Below are 23,210 nucleotides of genomic sequence, written 5' to 3'. Positions count from 1 at the left end.
ATGCCAATAATATAGCGTGTTTTTTAGTTACTAAATTAATTACGTTAGTTAAAAAACTATTTAATACCTGCAATAACAGCAATACCTCCATTGTATTATTAAATTTATATATCGCATTTACATAATACAAATGAATGATAACATTTCGGTCACTTTTGTTAACGCTAGAAAAACGCGCAAAACAAAAATAAAACACATTATTTCAATAACTTAAATAACAAATCTGTTTAGCCATTTATTATTATTTAAGCGTTCCATTAACAATTGACGTTTCTTACGGATAATAACCACATCATCATATGTGGTTATTGCCAAACGAAAAAAAAGATCCAGATCACCTGTTTTTTTTGATCTCGATCAATTGCAATGCAACGTGAAAGCGCAATATATAAATACCCAATGAATTTAATTTAACGCCGCGCAAAACGCGTTAAATAACCGTTTAAGCAATAAGCAATCTCGACCATTAATAATTAAAGAAACTTTCGCAACTAAAAAAATCGAGCGTTGTAAGCGAAGACGGAACCGTATTTTCAACTACTAGCAGATACTCATTATGAAAGAGAAAAAGACAACCATACCGCCTGCCGGTGCCGCGTCTAACGCGGCGTATAAACGTCTGATCATGATGGCGTTGCCCATTATCGTCGCCGTACTGCTGCTGTTCGTCCCGGTGCCTGACGGCTTACCACCTTTCGCCTGGCACTATTTTGCTATCTTCGTCGGCGTCATCGTCGGCCTTATCTTCGAACCGCTGCCGGGCGCCGTTATCGGTATCACCGGGGTGGTGGTGATTGCTTTATGTAGCCAGTGGCTGCTGTTCAGCCCGGAACAGATGGCGGCGCCAAGCTTTAAGCTGGCCGGCGCGTCATTTAAATGGGCGGTGAGCGGCTTTGGCAACTCTACCGTGTGGCTTATCTTCGGCGCGTTCATGTTCGCCGCGGGCTATGACAAAACCCAGTTCGGCCGCCGTCTGGCGCTGATTCTGGTAAAATATCTTGGCCGCCGCAGCCTGACGCTGGGCTACGCCATTACCTTCGCTGACCTGCTGCTGGCGCCGTTTACCCCGTCCAACACCGCACGTAGCGGCGGGACCATCTACCCGATCATCGCTAACCTGCCGCCGCTGTACGGTTCTAAACCTAACGATCCGAGCGCACGCCGTATTGGCTCTTATCTGATGTGGGTCGCCATTACCGCCGCCTGTATCACCAGTTCCATGTTCCTGTCGGCGCTGGCGCCGAACCTGCTGGCGCTGGCGCTGGTAAAAAGCATCGTCGGTATCAACATCTCCTGGGGTACCTGGTTTATCGCCTTCCTGCCGCTCGGTATCCTGTTGATTCTGGCCATGCCGCTGCTGGCGTACTGGTTCTATCCGCCAGAAGTTAAAATCAATAACGAAGTACCGCTGTGGGCCGCTCGTGAACTGGAGAAACTGGGCAAACTGTCGCGCAATGAAATCCTGCTGCTGGTGTTTGTTTGCTTCGCGCTGATGATGTGGATCTTCGCCGCCGACTGGATTGAACCGGCGCTGGCTGCTCTGCTGGTTATCGTGCTGATGCTGTGGACCGGCGTGCTGTCCTGGAGCGATATCACCAATAACAAAGCGGCATGGAATACCTTTGTCTGGTTCGCCACGCTGGTCGCGCTGGCTGACGGTCTTTCCTCCACAGGCTTCATCGCCTGGCTGGGTAAAGAAGGCGGCGCGCTGATGAGCGGTATTTCTCCGGGCGTTGCGACCATCGTCCTGCTGCTGGCGTTCTATCTGCTGCACTACCTGTTCGCCAGTACCACCGCGCACACTACCGCGCTGCTGCCGGCCATGCTGACCATCGCTTCGACTATCCCGGGAATGAATATGGAAGTCTTCGTCCTGCTGATGGTGACCTCGCTGGGCGTGATGGGCATCATCACTCCGTACGGTACCGGCCCGAGCCCGATTTACTACGGCAGCGGCTATCTGCCGACCAAAGATTACTGGCGCCTCGGCACCATCTTCGGCGCCATCTTCCTGGCCGCCCTGCTGCTGATTGGCTATCCGTGGATGTCCATGATGTTCTGATTCATAACCGCCGGGTCTTCCCCCGGCGGTTTTTATCTTTATGGAGTATGTGAATATGTCGACGAAACCCTTTGTTTATCAAGACCCGTTCCCGATGGCGCATGACGATACCGAATACTATTTGCTCAGCAAAGAGCACGTCTCCGTCGCCGAATTCGATGGTCAGGAAGTATTGAAAGTTGAACCACAGGCGTTAACCCTGCTGGCGCAGCAGGCCTTCCACGATGCCGCTTTCATGCTGCGCGTCTCACATCAGCAGCAGGTCGCGGCCATCCTGCTCGACCCGCAGGCCAGCGAAAACGACAAATACGTCGCGCTGCAATTCCTGCGTAATTCCGAAATCGCCGCCAAAGGCGTGCTGCCAACCTGCCAGGATACCGGCACCGCCATCATCATGGGTAAAAAAGGCCAGCGCGTATGGACCGGCGGCGGCGATGAAGCCGCGCTGGCGCAGGGCGTCTATAACACCTATACGGAAGACAACCTGCGTTACTCGCAGAATGCGCCGCTGGATATGTATAAAGAGGTCAACACCGGCACCAACCTGCCGGCGCAGATCGATCTCTACAGCGTCGATGGCGACGAATATAAATTCCTGTGTATGGCGAAAGGCGGCGGTTCCGCCAACAAAACCTATCTGTACCAGGAAACCAAAGCGTTAATCACCCCGGCGAAGCTGAAAAACTACCTCGTCGAGAAGATGCGTACCCTCGGTACCGCGGCCTGCCCGCCCTACCACATCGCCTTTGTGATTGGCGGCACCTCGGCGGAAGCGACGCTGAAGACCGTTAAGCTGGCTTCCGCCCGCTACTATGACGACCTGCCGACCGCGGGCAACGAGCACGGTCAGGCCTTCCGCGATGTGCAACTGGAGCAAGAGCTGCTGCAAGAAGCGCAAAACCTCGGTCTCGGCGCGCAGTTCGGCGGGAAATATTTCGCCCACGATATCCGCGTCATCCGTCTGCCGCGCCACGGCGCTTCGTGCCCGATCGGCATGGGCGTCTCCTGCTCCGCCGACCGCAATATCAAAGCTAAAATCAACCGCGACGGCATCTGGATTGAAAAACTGGAAAGCAACCCGGGGAAATACATTCCTGAACACCTGCGCCAGCAGGGCGAAGGCAATGTGGTTAGTATCAACCTGAACCAGCCGATGAGCGAGATCCTCACGCAGCTGTCGGCGCACCCGGTCTCCACGCGTCTGAGCCTTAACGGCACCATTATCGTGGCCCGCGACATTGCCCACGCTAAGCTGAAGGAACTTATCGATAACGGCGAAGCGCTGCCGCAGTACGTGAAAGATCACCCGATCTACTATGCCGGCCCGGCCAAAACGCCGGCCGGTTATGCCTCCGGTTCCCTCGGCCCGACCACCGCGGGACGTATGGATTCTTATGTCGATCTGCTGCATTCGCACGGCGCCAGCATGGTGATGCTGGCCAAAGGCAACCGCAGCCAGCAGGTGACCGATGCCTGTCATAAACACGGGGGATTCTACCTCGGCAGTATTGGCGGCCCGGCGGCAGTCCTCGCGCAACAGAGCATTAAGAGCCTCGAGTGCGTGGCCTATCCGGAACTGGGTATGGAAGCTATCTGGAAAATCGAAGTCGAAGATTTCCCGGCCTTTATTCTCGTTGATGATAAAGGTAACGATTTCTTCCAACAGATCCAAAATCAGCAGTGCGCCGGGTGTAAACAACACGGCTAATTCCCTCCCCGCCCGGCGGCTCATCGTCGGGCGTATTCTCCCCCTTTATTCTTGAATTCACCCGACGCTGAACTATGCTCAATCCAGCAGCCGCTCAGAGTTTGACCAGCTGAAAAATAACAATAATTCCCCCTTTTCCGGTGTCGCATATGAACAGGATCCAGGCGTTATTAACGGCGTGTTTTCTGCTATGGCTGGCCTTTCCGCTTTCGGCGGCAGAACCTCGTCAGCAACCCACCGCTCGCGAGCAGGCGCGAACCGTCGCGATTTTCCATCAACCGATCGTCATGCTACAGGCTACATTCGGCCAGACCACGCCGGAAGAACGGGTTCTGCGTATCCGCAATACGCTACGCGCCTTCACCGAGGCCGATATCAGTCAGCCGCTGCAGGTGGTGCCAGTCACCCGCTACAACCAGCCGGGGCGGCTGTTTCTGATGAATGGCAAACCTATTATGTTGCTAAGCCAGGCCGACCTTGATGAAGGCGACGATCTTAGCCTCGATCAGGCGGCGCAGCGCGCTCTTGCCCGTATGGAAGCGCAACGGACGTCGCTGCGTGAACAGTACAATACCCGCTATCTGCTGCTGGCGACGCTAAAATCCGCCGCCGGCGCGTTGCTCCTCGCCCTGGCTGGTTATCTCGCGTTCCGTTCGTGGCGTCGAGTACGGCGCTTTTTCCATCTGCGGATCCTCGAAAAACGCAGCATGATCCCACATAACTGGCGGCGTTTTCTCGGCAACATTGAAAGCCGGTTATACGCGCTGCTGGTCATACTGCTTGGGGTACTGGCGGGTTATGTCTGGCTGAGTTGGGTATTCAGCCTGTTTCCGTGGACCCGGGTATGGGGAGAATCGCTCGGTGAGTGGTCGGTAGGAGTAATTCGTGATATTTCGCTGTCCATCGTGTCGGCGCTGCCGGGATTGATGATCGTACTGCTTATCTTTCTGATTACGTGGTTTATCATCCGCCTGCTGAAGGTGGTGTTGGATCAGGTCGCCGCCGGGCGTCTGCAGATCCCCGGCCTGCATCCGGAAACCGTCGGCGCCACGCGAAAGCTTATCGCCGTGGTTATCTGGCTCTTTGCGCTCTCCGCCGCCTATCCTTTCCTGCCTGGCGCAAACTCTCTGGCCTTCAAGGGGATTAGCGTGTTCTTCGGCCTGATGTTGACGCTGGGCTCAGCGGGGGTGATGAATCACGCCATGAGCGGACTGGTGCTGATTTATACCCGCGCGCTGCATAAAGGCGACTGGATCCGCATCGCCGATAACGAAGGCCAGGTCAGCGAGATCGGCATGCTGGCGACCAAAATCCTGACCCGCGAGAACTATATTGTCACCCTGCCGAACGCGGTGGTGGTCAGCGGTAAAATAACCAATCTCAGCGCCAGTGACCCGCAACAGGGAATCAACCTTACCACCGGCGTGACCATTGGTTACGACACGCCGTGGCGGCAGGTACAGGCGATGCTGGAACTGGCGGCCCACCGCGCCCATGGAGTGGATCATCAGGTGGCGCCGGTAGTTCGCAAACTGGGATTGCTCGACTGGTATACGTCGTATGAACTGCAGGTGCGGCTGTTGCCGGAAACGACGCTGCCGGAGGGGCGCAACGCGCTGCACAGCAGCATTATCGATGTATTTAACGAGTTTGGCGTACAGATTATGTCGCCCAATTTTGTCATGCAACCGAAAGGCGCGGTGGTGGTCGCCAAAGAGGATTGGTATACCGCCCCGGCCGTCGCGCCGCAGGAGCGCGACAGGTAACATCATCCCACGCCGACGCAGCTTCATCAGGTAATGCCGGATGGCGCTGCGCTTATCCGGCCTACGATCCGTGCAGCCTGCCTTTAATTTATTCCCCATGCTGGCTGCAACTGCCGGTGTTGGTGGCCTCAAAATCGCTGAGACGTTCCCGGAAGGCCGGGGCAGCCCGCATGGATGCGGGCTGAGGGCCGTGTTTTGCAAGGACGCTGCCTCGGCCCGACCCGAAGCCTGCCGGGATAAGTCGAAGGTACCACGAAGTGGCGATTTTGGCGGCCAGAGCCTGGGGGTACAGGGGGCGGCGGCGACTGGCCGCCCCCTGTGCGCTCCCTGCGCCACGGAAAACATATTGCAGAAGAATTAACCGGGAGCGCAAGATGCTCTGGAGCGAAACGGGATAAACGCTTTTCTGAAGCTAAAAAGTTGCCAACGATAACAGTATCAACAACCGCATCGACAACAAATCAGCGCCGCGAAGCAGTTCCCCGCTACGCCTGCGCGGCGTCGATTTCGGCAAACACCTGCTGCGCCAGATGCAACGTGGCGTTCGCCGCCGGTAAACCGCAGTACAGCGCCGAATGCATAATCAACTCTTTCAGCTCATCACGGGTCACGCCATTATTAAAGGCGGCGCGCAGATGCATCTTAAGTTCCGCCTCGCGGTTCAGCGCAATCAGCATGGCGATGGTGATCATGCTGCGGGTATGGTGATCGAGACCCGGACGGGTCCAGGTTTCTCCCCAGGCGTAACGAGTGATGAAATCCTGAAACTCCTCGTTCAGCGGCGTCAGATTCTGCAGAGTACGGTCAACGTGAGCATCGCCTAATACCTTGCGGCGAACCTCCATTCCCTGCTGATAACGTTGTTTATCTTCCATTTTGCTCCCCCAGCAAAAAGCCGTTCAGCGCGGCGTTAAAGGCGGCTGGCGCTTCGATATTCGACAGATGCGACGCGCGCACCACCACCACCTGTGAATCGGCAATCTGCTGATGCAGGAAGTTAGCGTCGGCGACAGTCGTGACAGGGTCACTTTCCCCGGCAATAATCAGCACCGGAATCGAAATTTGCCCGACCTCTCCCCGCAGGTCTGCCGCCGCCAGGGCTTCGCAGCAGGCGGAGTAGCCTTCAGCGTCGCTATGGGTCAGTTGGTGACATAACGCCTCGACCACATCCGGCGCGCGCTGGCGGAAATTATCAGTAAACCAACGGTCCGCCGCCCCTGCGGCAACCACATCCATCCCTTCCTGACGCACCGCGCGGGCGCGGGAAAGCCAGCCCGACTGATCGCCGATCCGCGCCGCGGTATTAGCCACCGCCACCGCGTAAAAACGTTCCGGCGCAAAGCGCGCCAGCCATAATCCCGTCAGCCCGCCCATCGAAATACCGCAAAACAGCGCCTTACCGATATTAAGGTGATCGAGCAGCGCAAGTACGTCTTCGCCCAGTTGCGCCAGGGTCACCTTGCCGTTTTTCGTCGTTTTACCATGGCCATGGGTGTCATAACGCAGTACGCGAAAATTCGCCGTCAGGGCCTCCATTTGCGGTTGCCACATGGCGCGCGTGGTGCCAAGCGAGTTCGACAGCACGATAACTGGCGCGCCTTCCGGCCCGTCGAGTTGATAATCAAGATTCATGATGTTGCTCCTGATAACGCGCCAGTACCTGGCGCACAAAGCGTTCGGCGCTACCGGTGGCCGTTGCCGGATCCAGTAGCGAGTTTAAACGTTCGCGGGAGAGATACTGACTGACCTGCGGGTCAGCCGCCAGCAGATCGACAAGTAAACCGTGACTGTCCAGAGCCTGGCGGCACAGCGCTTCTACACGATGATGCGCCTCGGCTTTGCCGATAAACTCCGCCAGCGCCAGGGTCACCGCTTCCGCCATAATCAGCCCGTGGGTAATATCAAGGTCGGCACGCATCTTATGCACGAAAACCTGCATCTCGCGCACCAGCATGTCGGTTTGCGCCAGCGCCCCGCCCACCAGCATGATCAGTTCCGGTAGCGTTTCCCATTCGGCCTGCCAGCCGCCGAGCGCGCGCTCATGCTGTTGGATTTGACCGGCGTAAAGGGTGGCGACCAGCCCCGGCGTGCGCTGCGCCGCGGTTAAAATCGCCGCGCAGGAGACCGGGTTACGTTTGTGCGGCATGGTCGAGGAGCCCCCGCGCCCTTCCGCCAGCGGTTCGCCGACTTCAGCGACCTCGGTTTGCATCAGCAGCGAAAAATCATTGGCGAATTTTCCCAAGGTACCGCAAACGCCAGCGAACCAGGCGCCGACCTCGAGGAAACGGTCACGCTGGCTATGCCATGGCGTATCCGGCAATTGTAGGTCAAGGGTTTGCGCCAATGCCTGCGCCACCTGCGGCGCCTGCTGTTTCAATGAATCAAGCGTGCCCGCCGCGCCGCCAAACTGCAGCGCCAGCACCCGTGGGCGCATCTCAATCAACCGCTGCTGCCAGCGCAACAGCGCATCCAGCGTCCCCGCCAGTTTAAGGCCAAAGGTGACCGGTAGCGCATGTTGCATCCAGGTGCGTCCCGGCATCACCGTATGTTGATAGCGCTGGGCCTGTTCGGCAAGCGCGTCAATCAGGCTTTGTAGCAGGCTATCCGTCGCCGCTAGCGCGCCGCGCAGTTGCAGAACAAAGCCGGTATCGATAGCGTCCTGGCTAGTGGCGCCCCAATGGACATAGCGCGCGGCGTCCGGATCCTGTGCTTTCACCCGCGCGGTCAGCTGTTTGACCAGCGGAATAGCCAGATTGCCGGCGCTGGCCGCAGCCTGTCCAAGCGCGTCGAAATCAATAAGCGCATGCCGGCAGGCGTTGACTATCGGCAAGACTGCCGTCTGCGGCACCAGCCCGCAGTCGGCCTGCGCCTGCGCCAGCGCGGCTTCGAAATCCAGCATGCCCTGTACCCGCTGCGCATCGCTAAACCAGTCGGTTAGCGGACTGCTGCGCAACATGGGGGTCAACAAACTCATCGCGACTCCTTAAACGCGTTCAATAATCAGCGCAATCCCCTGGCCCACGCCGATACACATGGTGCACAGCGCATAGCGGCCGCCGGTACGCTTCAACTGATAAGCGGCGGTCATCGCCAGACGCCCGCCGGAAGCCCCCAGCGGATGGCCCAACGCGATGGCCCCGCCGTTGGGGTTAACGTGGGCGGCATCATCCGGCAGACCTAAATCACGGGTAACCGCCAGCGCCTGCGCGGCAAAAGCCTCATTCAGTTCGATGACGTCCATCTGCGCCAGCGTCAGCCCGGTTTGCGCCAGCACCTTACGCACCGCCGGCGCCGGGCCGAAGCCCATAATTCGCGGCGCCACCCCCGCCGTCGCCACGCCGACAACTCGCGCCAGCGGCTGTAAATCATTCGCCGACATCGCCTGTTCACTGGCCAACAGCAGCGCGCAGGCGCCGTCATTGACGCCGGAGGCGTTACCGGCGGTAACGCTGCCGTCGGCGCGAACCACGCCGCGCAGTTTAGCCAGGGCTTCCAGCGAGGTGCTGCGCGGGTGTTCATCGCGGCTGAAGCGCAGCGGCTCCCCTTTGCGTTGCGGTACCGACACGGCGATCAGTTCATCGGCGAAACGCCCCGCCTCCTGCGCCGCGGCGGTACGCTGCTGGCTACGAAGCGCAAAAGCGTCCTGGTCGGCGCGAGAAATGGCGAACTCATCGGCGACGTTTTCCGCGGTTTCGGGCATCGAGTGCACGCCGTACAACGCTTTCATCTGCGGGTTAATAAAACGCCAGCCAATGGTGGTATCTTCCATTTGCATCGAGCGGCTAAAGGCGCTCTCGGCTTTCCCCATCACAAACGGCGCGCGCGACATACTCTCCACCCCACCGGCGATCATCAGTTGAGTTTCGCCGCTTTTAATCGCCCGCGCCGCGACGCCGATCGCATCAAGGCTCGAGCCGCACAGGCGGTTAATCGTGCTGCCGGGAACGCTCTGCGGCAGCCCGGCCAGCAACAACGCCATACGCGCCACGTTACGGTTATCTTCTCCGGCCTGGTTGGCGCAGCCGTAGATAACATCGTCAATTAGCGCCGGATCGAGACCCGGATTACGCTCCAGCAGCGCTTTCAGCGGCAGCGCCGCCAGATCGTCAGCGCGCATACTCGATAATGCGCCGCCAAAACGGCCAAACGGCGTACGTACCGCATCACAGATAAATGCCTGATTCATCATAGGTTCCTTACGCGCTTTCCGCCAGTTGTTCAAAAGTCAGCGCCACCGGAGTGATGCGCTGTAGCTCTTCAAATGAGAGACCGTTAAAGATTTCACGCACCACCGGGCCGCGGTCGGTAATATCGATGACCGCCAGATCGGTATAGATACGGCTGACACACCCGACGCCGGTCAGCGGGTAGCTGCACTGTTCGACCAGTTTGCATTCGCCATCGCGGGTCAGATGGTCCATCATCACAAACACCTGGCGGGCGCCGATAGCCAAATCCATCGCCCCTCCGACCGCCGGGATCGAATCCGGCGCGCCGGTGCTCCAGTTAGCGAGATCGCCGCTGGCGGAAACCTGATAGGCGCCCAGCACGCAGATATCGAGATGCCCGCCGCGCATCATGGCGAAGGAGTCGCCATGGTGGAAAAAACAGCCTCCCTGCAGCAGAGTGACATACTCTTTACCCGCGTTGATCAGTTCCGGGTCCTCTTCGCCGGACTGCGGCTTCGGCCCCATTCCCAGTAGCCCGTTTTCACTGTGCAGGAACACCTCTTTATCGGCAGGTAGATAGTTGGCGATACGGGTTGGCAGGCCAATACCGAGGTTTACGTAAGCGCCTTCTGGAATATCGCGGGCGACGCGCTGGGCCATTTCGTCACGAGTCAGTTTTTGCATGTTCGGCTCCTCAGGCGCTTTGCGCGACGGACAGATTTTCCAGCGAGAATACGCGCTGGACGAAAATCCCCGGGGTGATGATGTTTTCCGGGTCGAGTTCGCCAAGGGCGACCAGCTGCGAGACTTCAACAATGGTAGTTTTGGCGGCGGTCGCCATAATCGGGCCGAAGTTGCGCGCCGCTTTGCGGTATACCAGGTTGCCCCAGCGGTCGCCCTGATGGGCTTTAATAAGAGCAAAATCGGCTTTAATCGGATACTCAAGCACATAGTGGCGGCCGTCGATTTCGCGGGTTTCTTTGCCTTCCGCCAGCGGCGTGCCGTAGCCGGTCGGGGTAAAGACCGCACCGAGACCCGCTCCAGCGGCCTGGATCCGCGCCGCCAGATTGCCCTGCGGCACCAGTTCCAGCTCAACCTTGCCGCGGCGATAGAGGTCATCGAAAATTTGTGAATCCACCTGACGCGGGAATGAGCAGATCATTTTGCGCACCCGTCCGGCTTTGAGCAGCGCCGCCAGCCCCACTTCGCCATTGCCCGCGTTGTTATTAATAATGGTTAGGTCGCGGGCGCCCTGTTCAATCAGAGCATCAATCAGGTACGTCGGCTGCCCGGCGGGGCCAAATCCGCCAATCATGATGGTCGCGCCGTCGTGGATCCCGGCAATGGCCTCACTCAGCGTCGACACGCTTTTATCAATCATCAGGTCGCTCCTTAACGTGCGGTAATCGCACTTATATGCGTTGTTCGCACAAAATGTGACCCGCTTAACGATGCTGGTCAAGGGCGATAATCGAAATATGGTGCGATAATCGAACATCGTATATCTTTAGCGAAAGAATGTGATCGATGGCAAATACGGAGAACAAAATGGACAAGCATCCAGATGATGTAGTGGCGGGCGACGGCGATCCGTTTAAGGGCGACCCGAACTTTATGGCGTCGCTGGCGCGGGGGCTGGAAGTCATTCAGGCTTTTACCCCGCAGCGCCCGGTGCTGTCGATTTCGCAGATCAGCCAGAAAACCGGCATTCCTCGCGCGGCGGTACGGCGCTGCCTGTATACCTTAAGCAAACTGGGATTCGTCTACGCCGAAGACGGTAAGAATTTCCAGCTGCGTCCACGGATACTTGCCCTTGGTCACGCCTGGCTGGCCTCAACGCCGCTGGCGCGCTCGGCGCAGCCGGTGCTCAAACATCTGAGCGAAATGCTCAATGAGTCCTGCTCAATCGCCACCCTTGATGGCGACGATATCCTGTATATCGCCCGCGCCTCCAGTTCGCGAATTATGACGATCGATCTTGATATCGGCAGCCGCCTGCCGGCGTGGGCGACCTCCATGGGGCGCGTGCTGTTAAGCCATCAGCCGGAAGAACGGCTGAACGACATGCTGGGCCGGGTGACGATGATTCGCTACACCCCGCAGACGGTAGATTCGGTGAATAAGCTGCGCGCGGAGCTAAAACGCGTGCATCAGCAGGGATATGCGTTGAACGATCAGGAACTGGAAATGGGGCTGCGTTCGCTGGCGGTACCGCTATATAACCCGCAGGGACAGGTGGAAGCAGCGCTGAACGTCGGGGTTCACGCGGGCCAGATGTCGACCCGCGAAATGCTGGACAGAGTGCTGCCGGAATTACAAAAAGCCGCCCGCGAGCTAACGCTGCTGCTGCGCTAGCGGCTGCGTTTAGCGTGCAGCTCCCAGTTCTCCTGCTTAGCCTGTTCGGATTTACGCAGCGCCACGTAACAAGCGCCGCTGCCGCCGTGGTGCGGTAGCGCGGCGCAAAACGCCTGTACCTCGGGCAACTCTGGCAGCCAGCGCGCCAGGTAGCTGCGAATAATATTGGCATGGGCCTGGTCATCACGGCCTTTGCCGTGGATGATAAGTAAATTACGCAGCCCCTCTTTTTGCGCCTGTATCACGAAGGCGAACAGCATTTGCCGACACTGTTCGACCGGCTGGCGCAGGAGCGACAGACTTGCCTGCTGGCTGTATTTTCCGCGCCGCAGCTTTTCCAGCACTCCGCTTTGCAGCCCGTCACGTTTGAACTCCAGCGGCACGGCGAGCGGCACAATATCGAGGTAGCCGGTGGTCAGATAATTATCGAGCTGCAGGGTATCGATACGCTGCGGGGCGCGCACGTTGCGCTCACGGTGCCAGTGTACGTCATTATTGCGTTTCAGAGGCTGGACATCCTCCATGGCGTCAAGAAACAGGGATTTGTCGTCAAGGTTCATGGTCTCTCCTCCAGCGGCTATCGCCTGCTACTATAGCCGCCTCGCGCCTCCCCCTCAACGCGTTTAGCCGCCACTGCCGGCAAATAGCCCCACGCAGGATTTTTAAGGAAACAATTGACGGCTTTGACGACGAAACAAGGTGATTAACGAAGCCGTTAACGGCGTTGGTCGCGTATCGCGCCGCTGAATCAGGTAGTAGGTTGCCCTGGGCAACGTTTCACGTATGGGAATCATCACCAGTTTATCCGCCATCATCGGATCGTTTCCGAGCTCTACCGGCAGAATGCTGAGGAAATCGCTCTTCACCACCAGACTGATGCACGAAGAGAAGGTTTCACACACGATATCGACCTTGGGCGCCAGCCCGGCCTGGTTAAACATCTCCTGCAGTTGTTTAAAGTAGCTACCGCGCGGCGTTGGCATCGTCCAGTGGTGTTCGAGCAATTCAGTCAGGGAAGTGGCGCGCGCCGCCGGATGTCCGGCGCGGGCGAATACCGCGAACGGTTTCTCAAACAGTTTTTCAAAGCTAAATTCATGATCGTACGGGCCGGGATAGTAGGTGTTGATAGTGAAATCAAGCTCACCCTGCCGCAGTTCATTAATCATCGCCAGGAGTTGCCCTTCCATGATCCGTACCTTCACCAGCGGATGCTGCTGATGAAAGCGGCAAATCACCGATGGCATCAGCGACCGGGCGACGCTGGCGCCGAGACCAATATTAATCTGCCCGGCCTGCTCGCCCTGACGCTGCAGCAGTTCATCCTGCGCCGCCCGAAGCTCTTCAAGGATCAGGCTCGCATGTTGATAAAAACTTTCGCCGTTTTCCGTCAGCGCCACCCCCTGGCTGCGGCGGACAAACAGTTGGGCGGAAAGCCCTTCTTCCAGCTCTTTAATCGCTTTGGTCAACGCGGGCTGCGAGATAGCAAGCGCCCGGCTGGCGCCGCGAATACTCCCCTCGCGGGCAACCTCAACGAAAGCGCGAATTTGATGAAATTTAATCTGAAATGACATGTTTTAGGTGATAACCATTGCTTATCAGACAGAAGAAAATGACATCTACTGTAATCGATCATGCTGTGGCAGGTTAAGGGGGAGATTGCATGAAAGGCGTATGTGATAAGCAAAAGCTATCACTTCGTGAACGCCGTCACACTTTTTAATTATGACAGGAAGGGTTATGCCGCAACTTCATGAATTCATCAGCCAACTGGCGCCGGAAATGACGCAATGGCGTCGTGATTTTCACCTGCACGCGGAGTCCGGCTGGCTGGAATTTCGCACCGCCAGCAAGGTTGCCGAGATCTTAGACGGCCTCGGTTATCAACTGGCGCTGGGGCGCGACGTTATTGATGCCGACAGCCGGATGGGGCTGCCCGACGACGCCACCCTGGCACAGGCATTCCAGCGAGCCCGCGAACAGGGAGCGCCGGAACGTTGGCTAACGGCTTTTGAAGGCGGATTCGCCGGCGTCGTCGCCACCCTGGACACCGGCCGCCCCGGCCCGACGCTGGCGTTTCGCGTCGATATGGACGCGCTCGATCTTAACGAACAACACGACGATTGCCATCGCCCGCATCGCGCGGGTTTCGCCTCCTGCAACGCCGGGATGATGCACGCCTGCGGCCATGACGGCCATACCGCCATTGGGCTGGGTTTAGCGCATGTGCTACAGCAGTATGCCGATCGGCTCAACGGGATCATCAAGCTGATTTTCCAGCCTGCCGAAGAAGGTACCCGCGGCGCGCGCGCGATGGTGGCGGCAGGCGTGCTCGATAACGTGGACTACTTTACCGCCATTCATATCGGCACCGGCGTCCCCAGCGGCACCGTGGTCTGCGGCGGTGACAACTTTATGGCGACCACCAAATTCGACGTGCAATTCGAGGGCGTCGCCGCTCACGCCGGCGGCAAACCGGAAGATGGGCGCAACGCGCTACTGGCCGCCGCGCAGGCCGCCCTCGCCCTGCACGCCATCGCGCCGCACAGCGCCGGCGCCTCACGGGTTAACGTCGGTGTTATGCAGGCCGGCACCGGGCGCAACGTGGTCCCTTCTTCCGCGCTGATAAAAGTGGAAACCCGCGGCGAGACGGAAGCTATCAACCAGTATGTGTTTGAGCGGGCGCAAAATGTGATTGCCGGCGCCGCAGCGATGTATGAAGCCCGCTATGAACTTCGGCTCATGGGCGCGGCGACCTCCAGCGCGCCCTCTCCGGCGTGGGTGCGATACCTGCGTGAGCAGGCAGCACAGGTGCCGGGGGTGGTAGAGGCGGTCGATCATATTGCCGCGCCGGCGGGATCCGAAGATGCCACTTTGATGATGGCGCGGGTACAGGAGCGCGGCGGGCTGGCTTCATACATGATTTTCGGTACTGAACTGAGCGCCGGACATCACAATGAGAAATTTGATTTCGACGAAGGCGTGATGACCATCGCGGTCGAGACGCTGGCGCGCATCGCGCTCAACTTTCCCTGGCAGCGAGGCGTGTGATGGAAAAGATCTATCAATTTGTTGATGACATCATTGAATCGCGACGCGACGATTTTTGCGCTATTGCCGATGATATCTGGGATCATCCGGAAACCCGCTTCCAGGAATTCTGGTCCGCCGCGCGGTTGGCCGACGCGCTGGAAGCGGAAGGCTTTCAGCTAAGCCGTAACGCTGGTGGAATCCCCAATGCGTTTATCGCCAGCTTTGGCGAGGGTAAACCGGTTATCGCCCTGCTCGGCGAGTTTGATGCGCTGGCAGGTCTCAGCCAACAGGCGCACAGTGCTGAACCAACATCCGCGACGCCGGGGGAAAACGGCCACGGCTGTGGGCATAATCTCCTCGGCACCGCGGCGTTCGCCGCCGCCGTCGCTGCGAAACAGTGGCTGCAGCAGCATGGCGGCTCGGGCACCCTGCGCTTTTATGGCTGCCCGGGCGAAGAAGGCGGTTCGGGTAAAACCTTTATGGTGCGCGAGGGACTATTCGATGATATCGACGCCGCCCTCACCTGGCATCCGGAAGCCTGGGCCGGGATGTTCAGCACCAGCACGCTGGCCAATATTCAGGCGGCGTGGCGCTTTACCGGAACCGCCGCCCACGCGGCAAACTCACCGCATCTTGGGCGTAGCGCGTTGGACGCCGTCACGCTGATGACCACCGGCAGTAACTTCCTCAATGAGCATATTATCGAGAAAGCGCGTGTGCACTACGCCATTACGGATACCGGTGGCGTGTCGCCCAACGTGGTGCAGGCGCAGGCTGAAGTGCTGTATTTAATTCGCGCTCCGGAAATGGCCGACGTGCAGCAAATCTTCGCCCGCATTGAGAAAATCGCCCAGGGCGCCGCGCTGATGACCGAAACCAGCGTCAGCTGTCGTTTTAAAAAAGCCTGTTCCAGCTATCTCCCCAATCGCACGCTGGAAGCGGCAATGTATCAGGCCGTGTGTCATTACGGTACGCCGCAATGGAGTAACGAAGAGCGCGCTTTCGCGGCGGATATTCGCGCCACGCTCGGCGTGAACGATATAAATAACAGCCTGAAGAATATTGCCGGCACCAGCGGTGAAGAAGGAAAAGCGTTTGCCCGCCGCCATCACGACACGGTGTTGATTGATGAAGTCGCGCCGTGGGCGGCGACGGAAAACGTGCTGGCCGGCTCTACCGACGTCGGCGACGTGAGCTGGAAAGCGCCGGTGGCCCAGTGTTTTAGCCCCTGCTTCGCCATCGGTACGCCGCTGCACAGCTGGCAACTGGTAAGCCAGGGAAGAACCTCTATCGCCCATAAAGGGATGCTGCTGGCGGGTAAGATACTGGGAGCAACGGCGATTCGTTTGTTCAGCGACAGGCCGTTACTCGAAGCAAGCCAGCAGGAACTGGCTCAGGTACTGGCGGTTAGCCCATATCAGTGCCCGATCCCGCGTGACGTCGTACCATCAATTTTAAAATAAGAAAAACTAGCCTCTGGAATAGCGTACAGCGCATGGCAATCGCCAATAAAAACAACAGCTGACAACCCATGAGGCATGCCGCAACCAACACAACAACGACAACTGAGGAACGCCCATGAGTATGTCATCCATACCGTCGCATTCCCCCACCGGTAAGCTGTATGGCTGGGTTGAAAAAATAGGTAATAAGGTTCCGCATCCATTTTTGCTGTTTATCTATCTGATCGTCGCGCTGATGGCCGCCACCGCCATTTTGTCGGCGCTAAACGTCGGCGTACAGAACCCTACCGACGGTTCGCGAGTGGTGGTAAAGAATCTGCTCAGCGTTGAAGGGCTGCACTGGTTTCTGCCAAACGTGATTAAAAACTTTAGCGGCTTCGCGCCGCTGGGGGCGATTCTGGCGCTGGTGCTCGGCGCTGGTTTTGCCGAACGGGTCGGCCTGCTGCCGTCGCTGATGGTCAAGATGTCATCGCACGTTAGCGCGCGTTACGCCAGTTACATGGTGTTATTTATCGCCTTCTTCAGCCACATCTCTTCCGATGCGGCGCTGGTCATTATGCCGCCGCTGGGGGCGTTAATGTTTCTCGCCGTCGGCCGCCATCCGGTAGCCGGTTTGCTGGCGGCAATCGCCGGCGTCGGCTGCGGGTTTACGGCAAATTTACTTATTGTCACCACCGACGTGTTGCTCTCTGGTATCAGTACCGAAGCGGCGAAAACGCTTGATGCCTCGCTGCATGTTAGCGTTATCGACAACTGGTATTTCATGGCCACCTCAGTCATCGTTCTGACGCTGGTCGGCGGATTAATCACCGATAAACTGGTCGAGCCACGGTTAGGAAAGTGGCAGGGTAAGAGCGATGAAACGCTGCAGACGCTGACGGCGGAACAGCGGTTCGGGCTGCGTATTGCCGGTATCGCGGCGCTGCTGTTTGTGGCGGTTATTGCGCTGATGGTGGTGCCGGAAAACGGCATCCTGCGCGATCCCATCAAACATACCGTGATGCCCTCGCCCTTTATTAAAGGGATTGTGCCGCTGATTATCTTTTTCTTTTTTGTCGTGTCTTTGGCTTACGGCATCGCTACCGGCAAAATTCGCCGTCAGGCTGACCTGCCGCAGTTAATGATCGAGCCGATGAAGGAGATGGCCGGATTTATCGTGATGGTCTTCCCGCTGGCCCAGTTTGTCGCCATGTTTAACTGGAGCAATATGGGTAAATTCATGGCCGTTGGTCTAACCGATGTGCTGGAAAGCGCGGGAATGAATGGCGTGCCGGCGTTTGTCGGCCTGGCGCTGCTGTCGGCGTTTTTGTGTATGTTTATCGCCAGCGGTTCGGCTATCTGGTCGATTCTGGCGCCCATTTTTGTACCAATGTTCATGCTGCTGGGCTTTCACCCGGCGTTTGCGCAGATCCTGTTTCGTATCGCTGACTCTTCCGTGCTGCCGCTCGCGCCGGTATCGCCGTTTGTGCCGCTGTTTCTCGGCTTTTTACAGCGCTACCGGCCCGAAGCCAGACTGGGCACCTACTATTCGCTGGTATTACCCTACCCGCTCATTTTCTTAGCCGTCTGGCTACTGCTGCTGGTGGGCTGGTATCTGGTAGGGCTACCGATTGGCCCAGGTATTTATCCACGCTTACCCTAACGCAGCGACAGGCCAGGGAGGGCCTGCGGGCGTTAACGCGATGTGCTGCGATGCAGGAACGTTTTATACAGGCTTTCGATGACCACCGACAGCAAATTGATAGCTAACCCACTGATAATCAACACAACAACCCCCGTTAATATGTATTGCATATCGCCACCTTTCTGTTGGTTAAAAAAAACCAGCGCCAAAGCGCTGGAAAAATAATTGACTCAAGGAATGCCTGTATATTTATCTGCGGCGCCGGGTGCCTCCCGGTGGATTAGCCAGTTCACACTAATCCGCGTGCGTATGACAAACTGCATAGGAATTTGAACTGAACGCTTCTCCGCACAGGGAAATTCGCCGCCAGACAAAGGTAGCAAAATGCCCTTCACGGCGCGCCTGGTAGTTAATGCAAAAATAAACATTACTTCACCCCTTCCTTTATTCCTGCAATTTGCGATCGGGCAATGGAATGACTGAATTTAAATGACTGCGATTCGTATTTATAAATTAATAGTACAGGTTTCATTATTTGCTGACCTTTCGGAGGTATAGTTTGCAGGCCGCACGTCATGATATGGTGTGCCCTTGGCGAAATAACCTCGTAGAAGGAAGACCGATGCTGACGCTGCTGCAAGATAAAATCGACACCCCGCTGGGGCCGTTGTGGGTCATTTGCGATGAACAATTTAACCTGCGCGCCGTGGAATGGGATCAGCACCGTGATCGTATGGAGCAACTGCTGGACATCCACTACCGTCACGAGGGTTATAATCGCGTTGATGCGCGCGATCCGGGCGGGCTGGGCGCGAAGCTGCAGCAATACTTCGACGGCGATCTTGCGATTATCGATACCCTGCCGACCGCAACCGGCGGTACGCCGTTTCAACGCCAGGTGTGGCAAGCGCTGCGTACGATTCCCTGCGGACAAGTCATGCACTACGGTCAGTTAGCCGAGGTTCTTGGCCGTCCAGGCGCAGCACGCGCGGTCGGTGCGGCAAATGGTTCCAATCCGGTCAGCATCGTGGTTCCCTGCCATCGCGTGATTGGCCGTAACGGCACCATGACCGGCTACGCCGGGGGCGTACAGCGAAAAGAGTGGTTATTGCGCCATGAGGGCTATTTGCTGCTTTGACAGATAATGCCTTTTTTGGAAATTACAGGTAACTTTACAATAATTAATCGCCTAATAATTTTCTTATTATCAAAGAGATATGGCGAGTGATATATTTACCCTTCTAATATTACGTCTTTCCGGGTTTCGAGACTTACTTGCTCCTCAAAAAGATGTTAAAATTGACCAATATCAATTAAAGCTTGAGCAGACATATGATCCCGGAAAAGCGAATTATACGACGCATTCAGTCTGGTGGTTGTGCAATCCATTGTCAGGATTGCAGCATTAGCCAGCTCTGCATCCCCTTTACTTTGAACGAACATGAGCTGGATCAGCTTGATAATATCATCGAGCGCAAGAAGCCTATTCAGAAAGGGCAAACCCTGTTCAAAGCGGGTGATGAGCTGAAGTCGCTGTACGCTATCCGTTCAGGGACCATCAAAAGCTACACCATCACCGAACAAGGCGATGAGCAGATTACTGGCTTCCATCTGGCGGGTGATTTGGTCGGTTTTGACGCCATTGGCACCGCCCTGCACCCAAGCTTTGCGCAGGCGCTGGAAACCTCGATGGTATGCGAAATTCCGTTCGAAACGCTGGATGATCTTTCCGGTAAAATGCCGAACCTGCGTCAGCAGATGATGCGCCTGATGAGCGGCGAGATCAAAGGCGATCAGGACATGATCCTGTTGCTTTCCAAAAAGAACGCAGAAGAACGGTTGGCGGCGTTTATCTACAACCTGTCCCGCCGTTTCGCGCAGCGCGGCTTCTCACCACGTGAGTTCCGCCTGACCATGACGCGTGGCGACATCGGCAACTATCTGGGCCTGACGGTAGAAACCATCAGCCGTCTGCTCGGTCGTTTCCAGAAAAGCGGTATGCTGGCGGTGAAAGGGAAATATATCACCATCGAAAACAGCGATCTGCTGGCGCAACTGGCAGGCCAGGCGCGCAACGTCGCCTGATTTATCTCCGCTATACTTTCTTCTACCTTGTGCCGGATCGACATTTTTTTCTAATTTGTTGATCTGGCCAGGGTCATCCCCTGTTTCAATTCATCCATATAGGTTATCTTTTTAAATACTGACTGTAGCTACAGCTGTAAGGAGACCCTGTATGGCGAAGTATCAGAACATGCTGGTAGTAATCGACCCTAACCAGGACGACCAGCCTGCATTACGGCGCGCGGTGTATCTGCACCAACGGATTGGTGGACGCATCAAAGCCTTTTTGCCGATCTATGATTTTTCCTACGAAATGACCACCCTGCTGTCGCCCGACGAGCGGACGGCGATGCGCCAGGGCGTGATTAGCCAACGCAGCGCCTGGATCCGTGAACAGGCCAAGTTTTATATTGAATCCGGGGTGCCAATCGATATCAAAGTGGTATGGCACAACCGCCCCTTTGAAGCCATCATTCAGGAAATCATCAGCGATAAACACGACCTGCTGCTGAAAATGGCCCATCAGCACGACAAACTCGAAGCGGTCATCTTCACGCCGACCGACTGGCACCTGCTGCGCAAATGTCCATGTCCGGTGTGGATGGTTAAAGATCAGCCCTGGCCGGAAGGCGGTAAAGCGCTGGTGGCGGTTAATCTGGCCAGTGAAGAGAACTATCACAACGCCCTCAATGAAAAACTGGTGCGGGAGACCATCGCCCTCGCCGATCAGGTTAATCATACCGAAGTACATCTGGTTGGCGCCTATCCGGTGACGCCTATCAACATCGCCATTGAATTACCTGATTTTGACCCGAGCATCTATAACGATGCGATTCGCGGCCAGCATCTACTGGCAATGAAAGCGCTGCGCCAGAAATTCAGCATTGATGAAAGCCGCACCCACGTAGAGAAAGGGCTGCCTGAAGAGGTTATCCCTGATTTAGCTGAACACCTGCAGGCCGGGATTGTGGTGCTGGGCACCGTTGGCCGCACCGGCATCTCTGCCGCGTTTCTCGGCAATACCGCGGAACAGGTTATCGATCACCTGCGCTGCGACCTGCTGGTGCTGAAACCTGAAGCTTATCAAACTCCAGTAGAACTGGACGATGAAGACGACGACTAACAGTCGTCTCATCAGGTTTGAAATATTATCTAACGTCCCCCGCCCGCCGGGGGATTTTTTTGCCGCGCCCGCAAAAAAGAAAAAGGGCCTTACGGCCCCGGATATCAACGCTAATTTAATAAACTTACAGAATGCGTTAGTGGATACCTAAACGCCAGGCCAGGTCGATCTCTTCTTTCAGCTCCATCGATGAAAGCGACATCAGATCGGCAAACTCGAGCTCGAGGAGTTTGAGCTTCTTCAGGTACTGCGCGGGGGTCATAACGGAAGTGTCGCGGCGCAGGTACTCGATGGCCATCTGCGTGGGGGTTAACTCGGTATCCATAATATCCTCAGTGTGGTGAAAAAACAGGCATAGTATAACACCCATCACCGTTCACTTTATGAGCAAAATCATGGTTTCACTGCCTATATAAAAAAGCCGTCTCAACAGAGACGGCTTAGAGCGTTGCGCTATTACAGCGCTTTCAGAATGGCATCCACGCTGGCTTTAGCGTCGCCAAACAGCATGTGGGTGTTCTCTTTGAAGAACAGCGGATTCTGCACGCCAGCATAGCCGGTGTTCATCGAACGTTTGAAGACCACCACGTTCTGCGCCTTCCACACTTCCAGCACCGGCATACCGGCGATCGGGCTCTTCGGATCGTCCTGCGCCGCTGGGTTGACGGTGTCGTTCGCGCCGATCACCAGTACGGTATCGGTATCGGCGAAATCATCGTTGATTTCGTCCATTTCCAGCACCACGTCATACGGAACCTTCGCTTCCGCCAGCAGCACGTTCATGTGCCCCGGCAGTCGCCCGGCGACCGGGTGGATCCCGAAGCGCACCTTGATACCGCGCGCACGCAGCTTCTCAGTGATTTCCGCGACCGGATACTGCGCCTGCGCCACCGCCATACCGTAGCCCGGGGTGATGATCACCGAATGCGAGTTTTTCAGCATTTCCGCCGTTTCTTCAGCGCTGATTTCACGATGCTCACCGACTTCTTCATCGCCGCTGGAACTGCCGCCATCGGTGCCGAAACCGCCGGCGATAACGCTGATAAACGAACGGTTCATCGCCTTACACATAATGTAGGAGAGGATGGCACCGGAAGAACCAACCAGCGCGCCGGTCACGATCAGCAGGTCGTTGCTGAGCATGAAGCCCGCCGCCGCCGCCGCCCAACCGGAGTAGGAGTTCAGCATCGATACCACGACTGGCATATCCGCGCCGCCGATAGACGCCACCAGGTGCCAGCCGAACGCCAGGGCGATAATGGTCATCACCAGCAGGCACAGTACCTGGGTTCCGGTGCTATCGGTACGCACGAAGGCCACCAGCAGCAGGAAGGAAATGACCAGCGCCGCCAGGTTCAGCTTGTGGCGATTCGGCAACATCAGCGGTTTTGACGAAATTTTGCCGCGCAGCTTACCAAAGGCAACGATCGAGCCCGTGAAGGTTACGGCGCCGATAAAGATACCGAGGAATACTTCGGTCAGGTGAATATTCGCCAGCACCTGATCGAGGCCCGGTCCGTGGTCGAGATAGCTGTTGAAGCCAACCAGCACCGCCGCCAGACCAACGAAGCTATGCAGCACCGCCACCAGCTCCGGCATCTCGGTCATTTCGACTTTCTTCGCCAGACGGATACCAATCGCCCCGCCGATAACCATCGCCACGATGATCCAGCCGACGTTACCGCTGTCCGGCCCAAAAATGGTGGCAATCAGCGCAATCGCCATCCCGGCGATGCCGTACAGGTTCCCCTGCTTCGACGTTTCGTGCTTTGACAGCCCCGCAAGGCTAAAGATAAACAGAATAGCGGCAACAATGTATGCAGCTGTAACTAATCCTCCAGACATG

General features: G+C 56.9%; 21 protein-coding genes. 10 read left to right on the top strand and 11 right to left on the bottom strand.

The window, feature by feature from the left end:
- The first annotated feature begins 556 nt into the window (after positions 1–556).
- The 3 genes from PGR29_RS00590 to PGR29_RS00580 all read left to right on the top strand — a co-directional run bounded on the left by PGR29_RS00590 (position 557) and on the right by PGR29_RS00580 (position 5,536).
- Entirely contained in the window at positions 557–2,062 is a 1,506-nt protein-coding gene (locus PGR29_RS00590) for an anion permease (protein WP_032707943.1), read from the top strand.
- A gap of 55 nt (positions 2,063–2,117) precedes the next feature.
- On the top strand, positions 2,118–3,770 hold the full coding sequence (gene fumA, locus PGR29_RS00585; protein WP_316423835.1) for a class I fumarate hydratase FumA: 1,653 nt from the start codon (positions 2,118–2,120) through the stop codon (positions 3,768–3,770).
- Positions 3,771–3,919: 149 nt separating this feature from the next.
- Positions 3,920–5,536 (top strand): mechanosensitive ion channel family protein, encoded by a 1,617-nt coding sequence (locus PGR29_RS00580; RefSeq protein WP_316423834.1) that lies wholly within the window; start codon positions 3,920–3,922, stop codon positions 5,534–5,536.
- A 485-nt stretch (positions 5,537–6,021) separates the two neighbouring features.
- On the opposite strand, the gene pcaC is transcribed toward PGR29_RS00580, so the two are convergent.
- From pcaC to PGR29_RS00550, 6 genes are read right to left on the bottom strand one after another with little or no spacing between them, the layout of a single operon-like run.
- Positions 6,022–6,411 carry a 4-carboxymuconolactone decarboxylase gene (pcaC, locus tag PGR29_RS00575; RefSeq protein ID WP_015705266.1) on the bottom strand — a complete coding sequence of 130 codons (390 nt, stop codon included), beginning with the start codon at positions 6,409–6,411 and terminating at the stop codon, positions 6,022–6,024.
- Positions 6,401–7,168: a 3-oxoadipate enol-lactonase gene (pcaD, locus tag PGR29_RS00570; RefSeq protein ID WP_316423833.1), complete on the bottom strand. Its 768-nt coding sequence runs from the start codon at positions 7,166–7,168 to the stop codon at positions 6,401–6,403. The genes pcaC and pcaD overlap by 11 nt, the downstream gene beginning before the upstream one ends.
- Positions 7,158–8,510: a 3-carboxy-cis,cis-muconate cycloisomerase gene (locus PGR29_RS00565; RefSeq protein WP_213794750.1), complete on the bottom strand. Its 1,353-nt coding sequence runs from the start codon at positions 8,508–8,510 to the stop codon at positions 7,158–7,160. Before PGR29_RS00565 ends, pcaD begins: the two co-directional genes overlap by 11 nt.
- A 9-nt stretch (positions 8,511–8,519) precedes the next feature.
- Positions 8,520–9,722, bottom strand: coding sequence for a 3-oxoadipyl-CoA thiolase (gene pcaF / locus PGR29_RS00560; RefSeq protein ID WP_113374695.1), 1,203 nt, complete (start codon positions 9,720–9,722; stop codon positions 8,520–8,522).
- A 10-nt stretch (positions 9,723–9,732) separates the two neighbouring features.
- Positions 9,733–10,389: a 3-oxoacid CoA-transferase subunit B gene (locus PGR29_RS00555; protein ID WP_087858510.1), complete on the bottom strand. Its 657-nt coding sequence runs from the start codon at positions 10,387–10,389 to the stop codon at positions 9,733–9,735.
- 10 nt (positions 10,390–10,399) lie between these two features.
- Positions 10,400–11,086, bottom strand: coding sequence for a 3-oxoacid CoA-transferase subunit A (locus PGR29_RS00550; RefSeq protein WP_032707939.1), 687 nt, complete (start codon positions 11,084–11,086; stop codon positions 10,400–10,402).
- A 167-nt stretch (positions 11,087–11,253) separates the two neighbouring features.
- Here PGR29_RS00550 and PGR29_RS00545 point away from each other — a divergent pair, with 167 nt between their 5' ends.
- Positions 11,254–12,060 carry an IclR family transcriptional regulator domain-containing protein gene (locus PGR29_RS00545; protein ID WP_015366809.1) on the top strand — a complete coding sequence of 269 codons (807 nt, stop codon included), beginning with the start codon at positions 11,254–11,256 and terminating at the stop codon, positions 12,058–12,060.
- Here the strand turns inward: PGR29_RS00545 and smrA are convergent.
- Positions 12,057–12,620 carry a DNA endonuclease SmrA gene (gene smrA, locus PGR29_RS00540; protein WP_163331373.1) on the bottom strand — a complete coding sequence of 188 codons (564 nt, stop codon included), beginning with the start codon at positions 12,618–12,620 and terminating at the stop codon, positions 12,057–12,059. The two genes, PGR29_RS00545 and smrA, sit on opposite strands and share 4 nt — an antisense overlap.
- A gap of 102 nt (positions 12,621–12,722) precedes the next feature.
- The gene (locus PGR29_RS00535; RefSeq protein ID WP_316423832.1) at positions 12,723–13,631 is read right to left on the bottom strand and encodes a LysR family transcriptional regulator; all 909 of its coding nucleotides are present in this window, start codon (positions 13,629–13,631) and stop codon (positions 12,723–12,725) included.
- Between the two features lie 166 nt (positions 13,632–13,797).
- Between PGR29_RS00535 and PGR29_RS00530 the strand changes: the two genes are divergently transcribed.
- The 3 genes from PGR29_RS00530 (at position 13,798) to abgT (ending at position 18,195) form a co-directional block, all read left to right on the top strand.
- Positions 13,798–15,108, top strand: coding sequence for a M20 family metallo-hydrolase (locus PGR29_RS00530; RefSeq protein ID WP_316423831.1), 1,311 nt, complete (start codon positions 13,798–13,800; stop codon positions 15,106–15,108).
- Positions 15,108–16,553, top strand: coding sequence for a M20 family metallopeptidase (locus tag PGR29_RS00525; RefSeq protein ID WP_316423830.1), 1,446 nt, complete (start codon positions 15,108–15,110; stop codon positions 16,551–16,553). Before PGR29_RS00530 ends, PGR29_RS00525 begins: the two co-directional genes overlap by 1 nt.
- 115 nt (positions 16,554–16,668) lie before the next feature.
- On the top strand, positions 16,669–18,195 hold the full coding sequence (abgT, locus tag PGR29_RS00520) for a p-aminobenzoyl-glutamate transporter (protein WP_316423829.1): 1,527 nt from the start codon (positions 16,669–16,671) through the stop codon (positions 18,193–18,195).
- Between the two features lie 32 nt (positions 18,196–18,227).
- Here abgT and PGR29_RS00515 read toward each other — a convergent pair whose 3' ends face one another.
- Complete coding sequence (locus tag PGR29_RS00515; RefSeq protein WP_087858541.1) at positions 18,228–18,347, bottom strand: phosphatidate cytidylyltransferase; 120 nt, start codon at positions 18,345–18,347, stop codon at positions 18,228–18,230.
- Between the two features lie 452 nt (positions 18,348–18,799).
- Here PGR29_RS00515 and ogt point away from each other — a divergent pair, with 452 nt between their 5' ends.
- The 3 genes from ogt to uspE all read left to right on the top strand — a co-directional run bounded on the left by ogt (position 18,800) and on the right by uspE (position 21,364).
- The gene (gene ogt / locus PGR29_RS00510; RefSeq protein ID WP_113374690.1) at positions 18,800–19,315 is read left to right on the top strand and encodes a methylated-DNA--[protein]-cysteine S-methyltransferase; all 516 of its coding nucleotides are present in this window, start codon (positions 18,800–18,802) and stop codon (positions 19,313–19,315) included.
- Positions 19,316–19,509: 194 nt separating this feature from the next.
- On the top strand, positions 19,510–20,262 hold the full coding sequence (fnr, locus tag PGR29_RS00505) for a fumarate/nitrate reduction transcriptional regulator Fnr (protein ID WP_004862555.1): 753 nt from the start codon (positions 19,510–19,512) through the stop codon (positions 20,260–20,262).
- Positions 20,263–20,413: 151 nt separating this feature from the next.
- Positions 20,414–21,364: a universal stress protein UspE gene (gene uspE / locus PGR29_RS00500; RefSeq protein WP_045392393.1), complete on the top strand. Its 951-nt coding sequence runs from the start codon at positions 20,414–20,416 to the stop codon at positions 21,362–21,364.
- Positions 21,365–21,500: 136 nt separating this feature from the next.
- On the opposite strand, the gene PGR29_RS00495 is transcribed toward uspE, so the two are convergent.
- The gene (locus PGR29_RS00495; protein WP_045392396.1) at positions 21,501–21,689 is read right to left on the bottom strand and encodes a YdiH family protein; all 189 of its coding nucleotides are present in this window, start codon (positions 21,687–21,689) and stop codon (positions 21,501–21,503) included.
- A gap of 131 nt (positions 21,690–21,820) precedes the next feature.
- The gene (gene pntB, locus PGR29_RS00490; RefSeq protein ID WP_020078971.1) at positions 21,821–23,209 is read right to left on the bottom strand and encodes a Re/Si-specific NAD(P)(+) transhydrogenase subunit beta; all 1,389 of its coding nucleotides are present in this window, start codon (positions 23,207–23,209) and stop codon (positions 21,821–21,823) included.
- Position 23,210: the final 1 nt, after the last annotated feature.

This window comes from Klebsiella sp. 141203, from assembly GCF_032601985.1.
Lineage (GTDB): Bacteria > Pseudomonadota > Gammaproteobacteria > Enterobacterales > Enterobacteriaceae > Klebsiella > Klebsiella aerogenes.
Note: the sequence above shows the minus strand (reverse complement) of the source record. Positions and strands in the feature narration are given on the sequence as shown.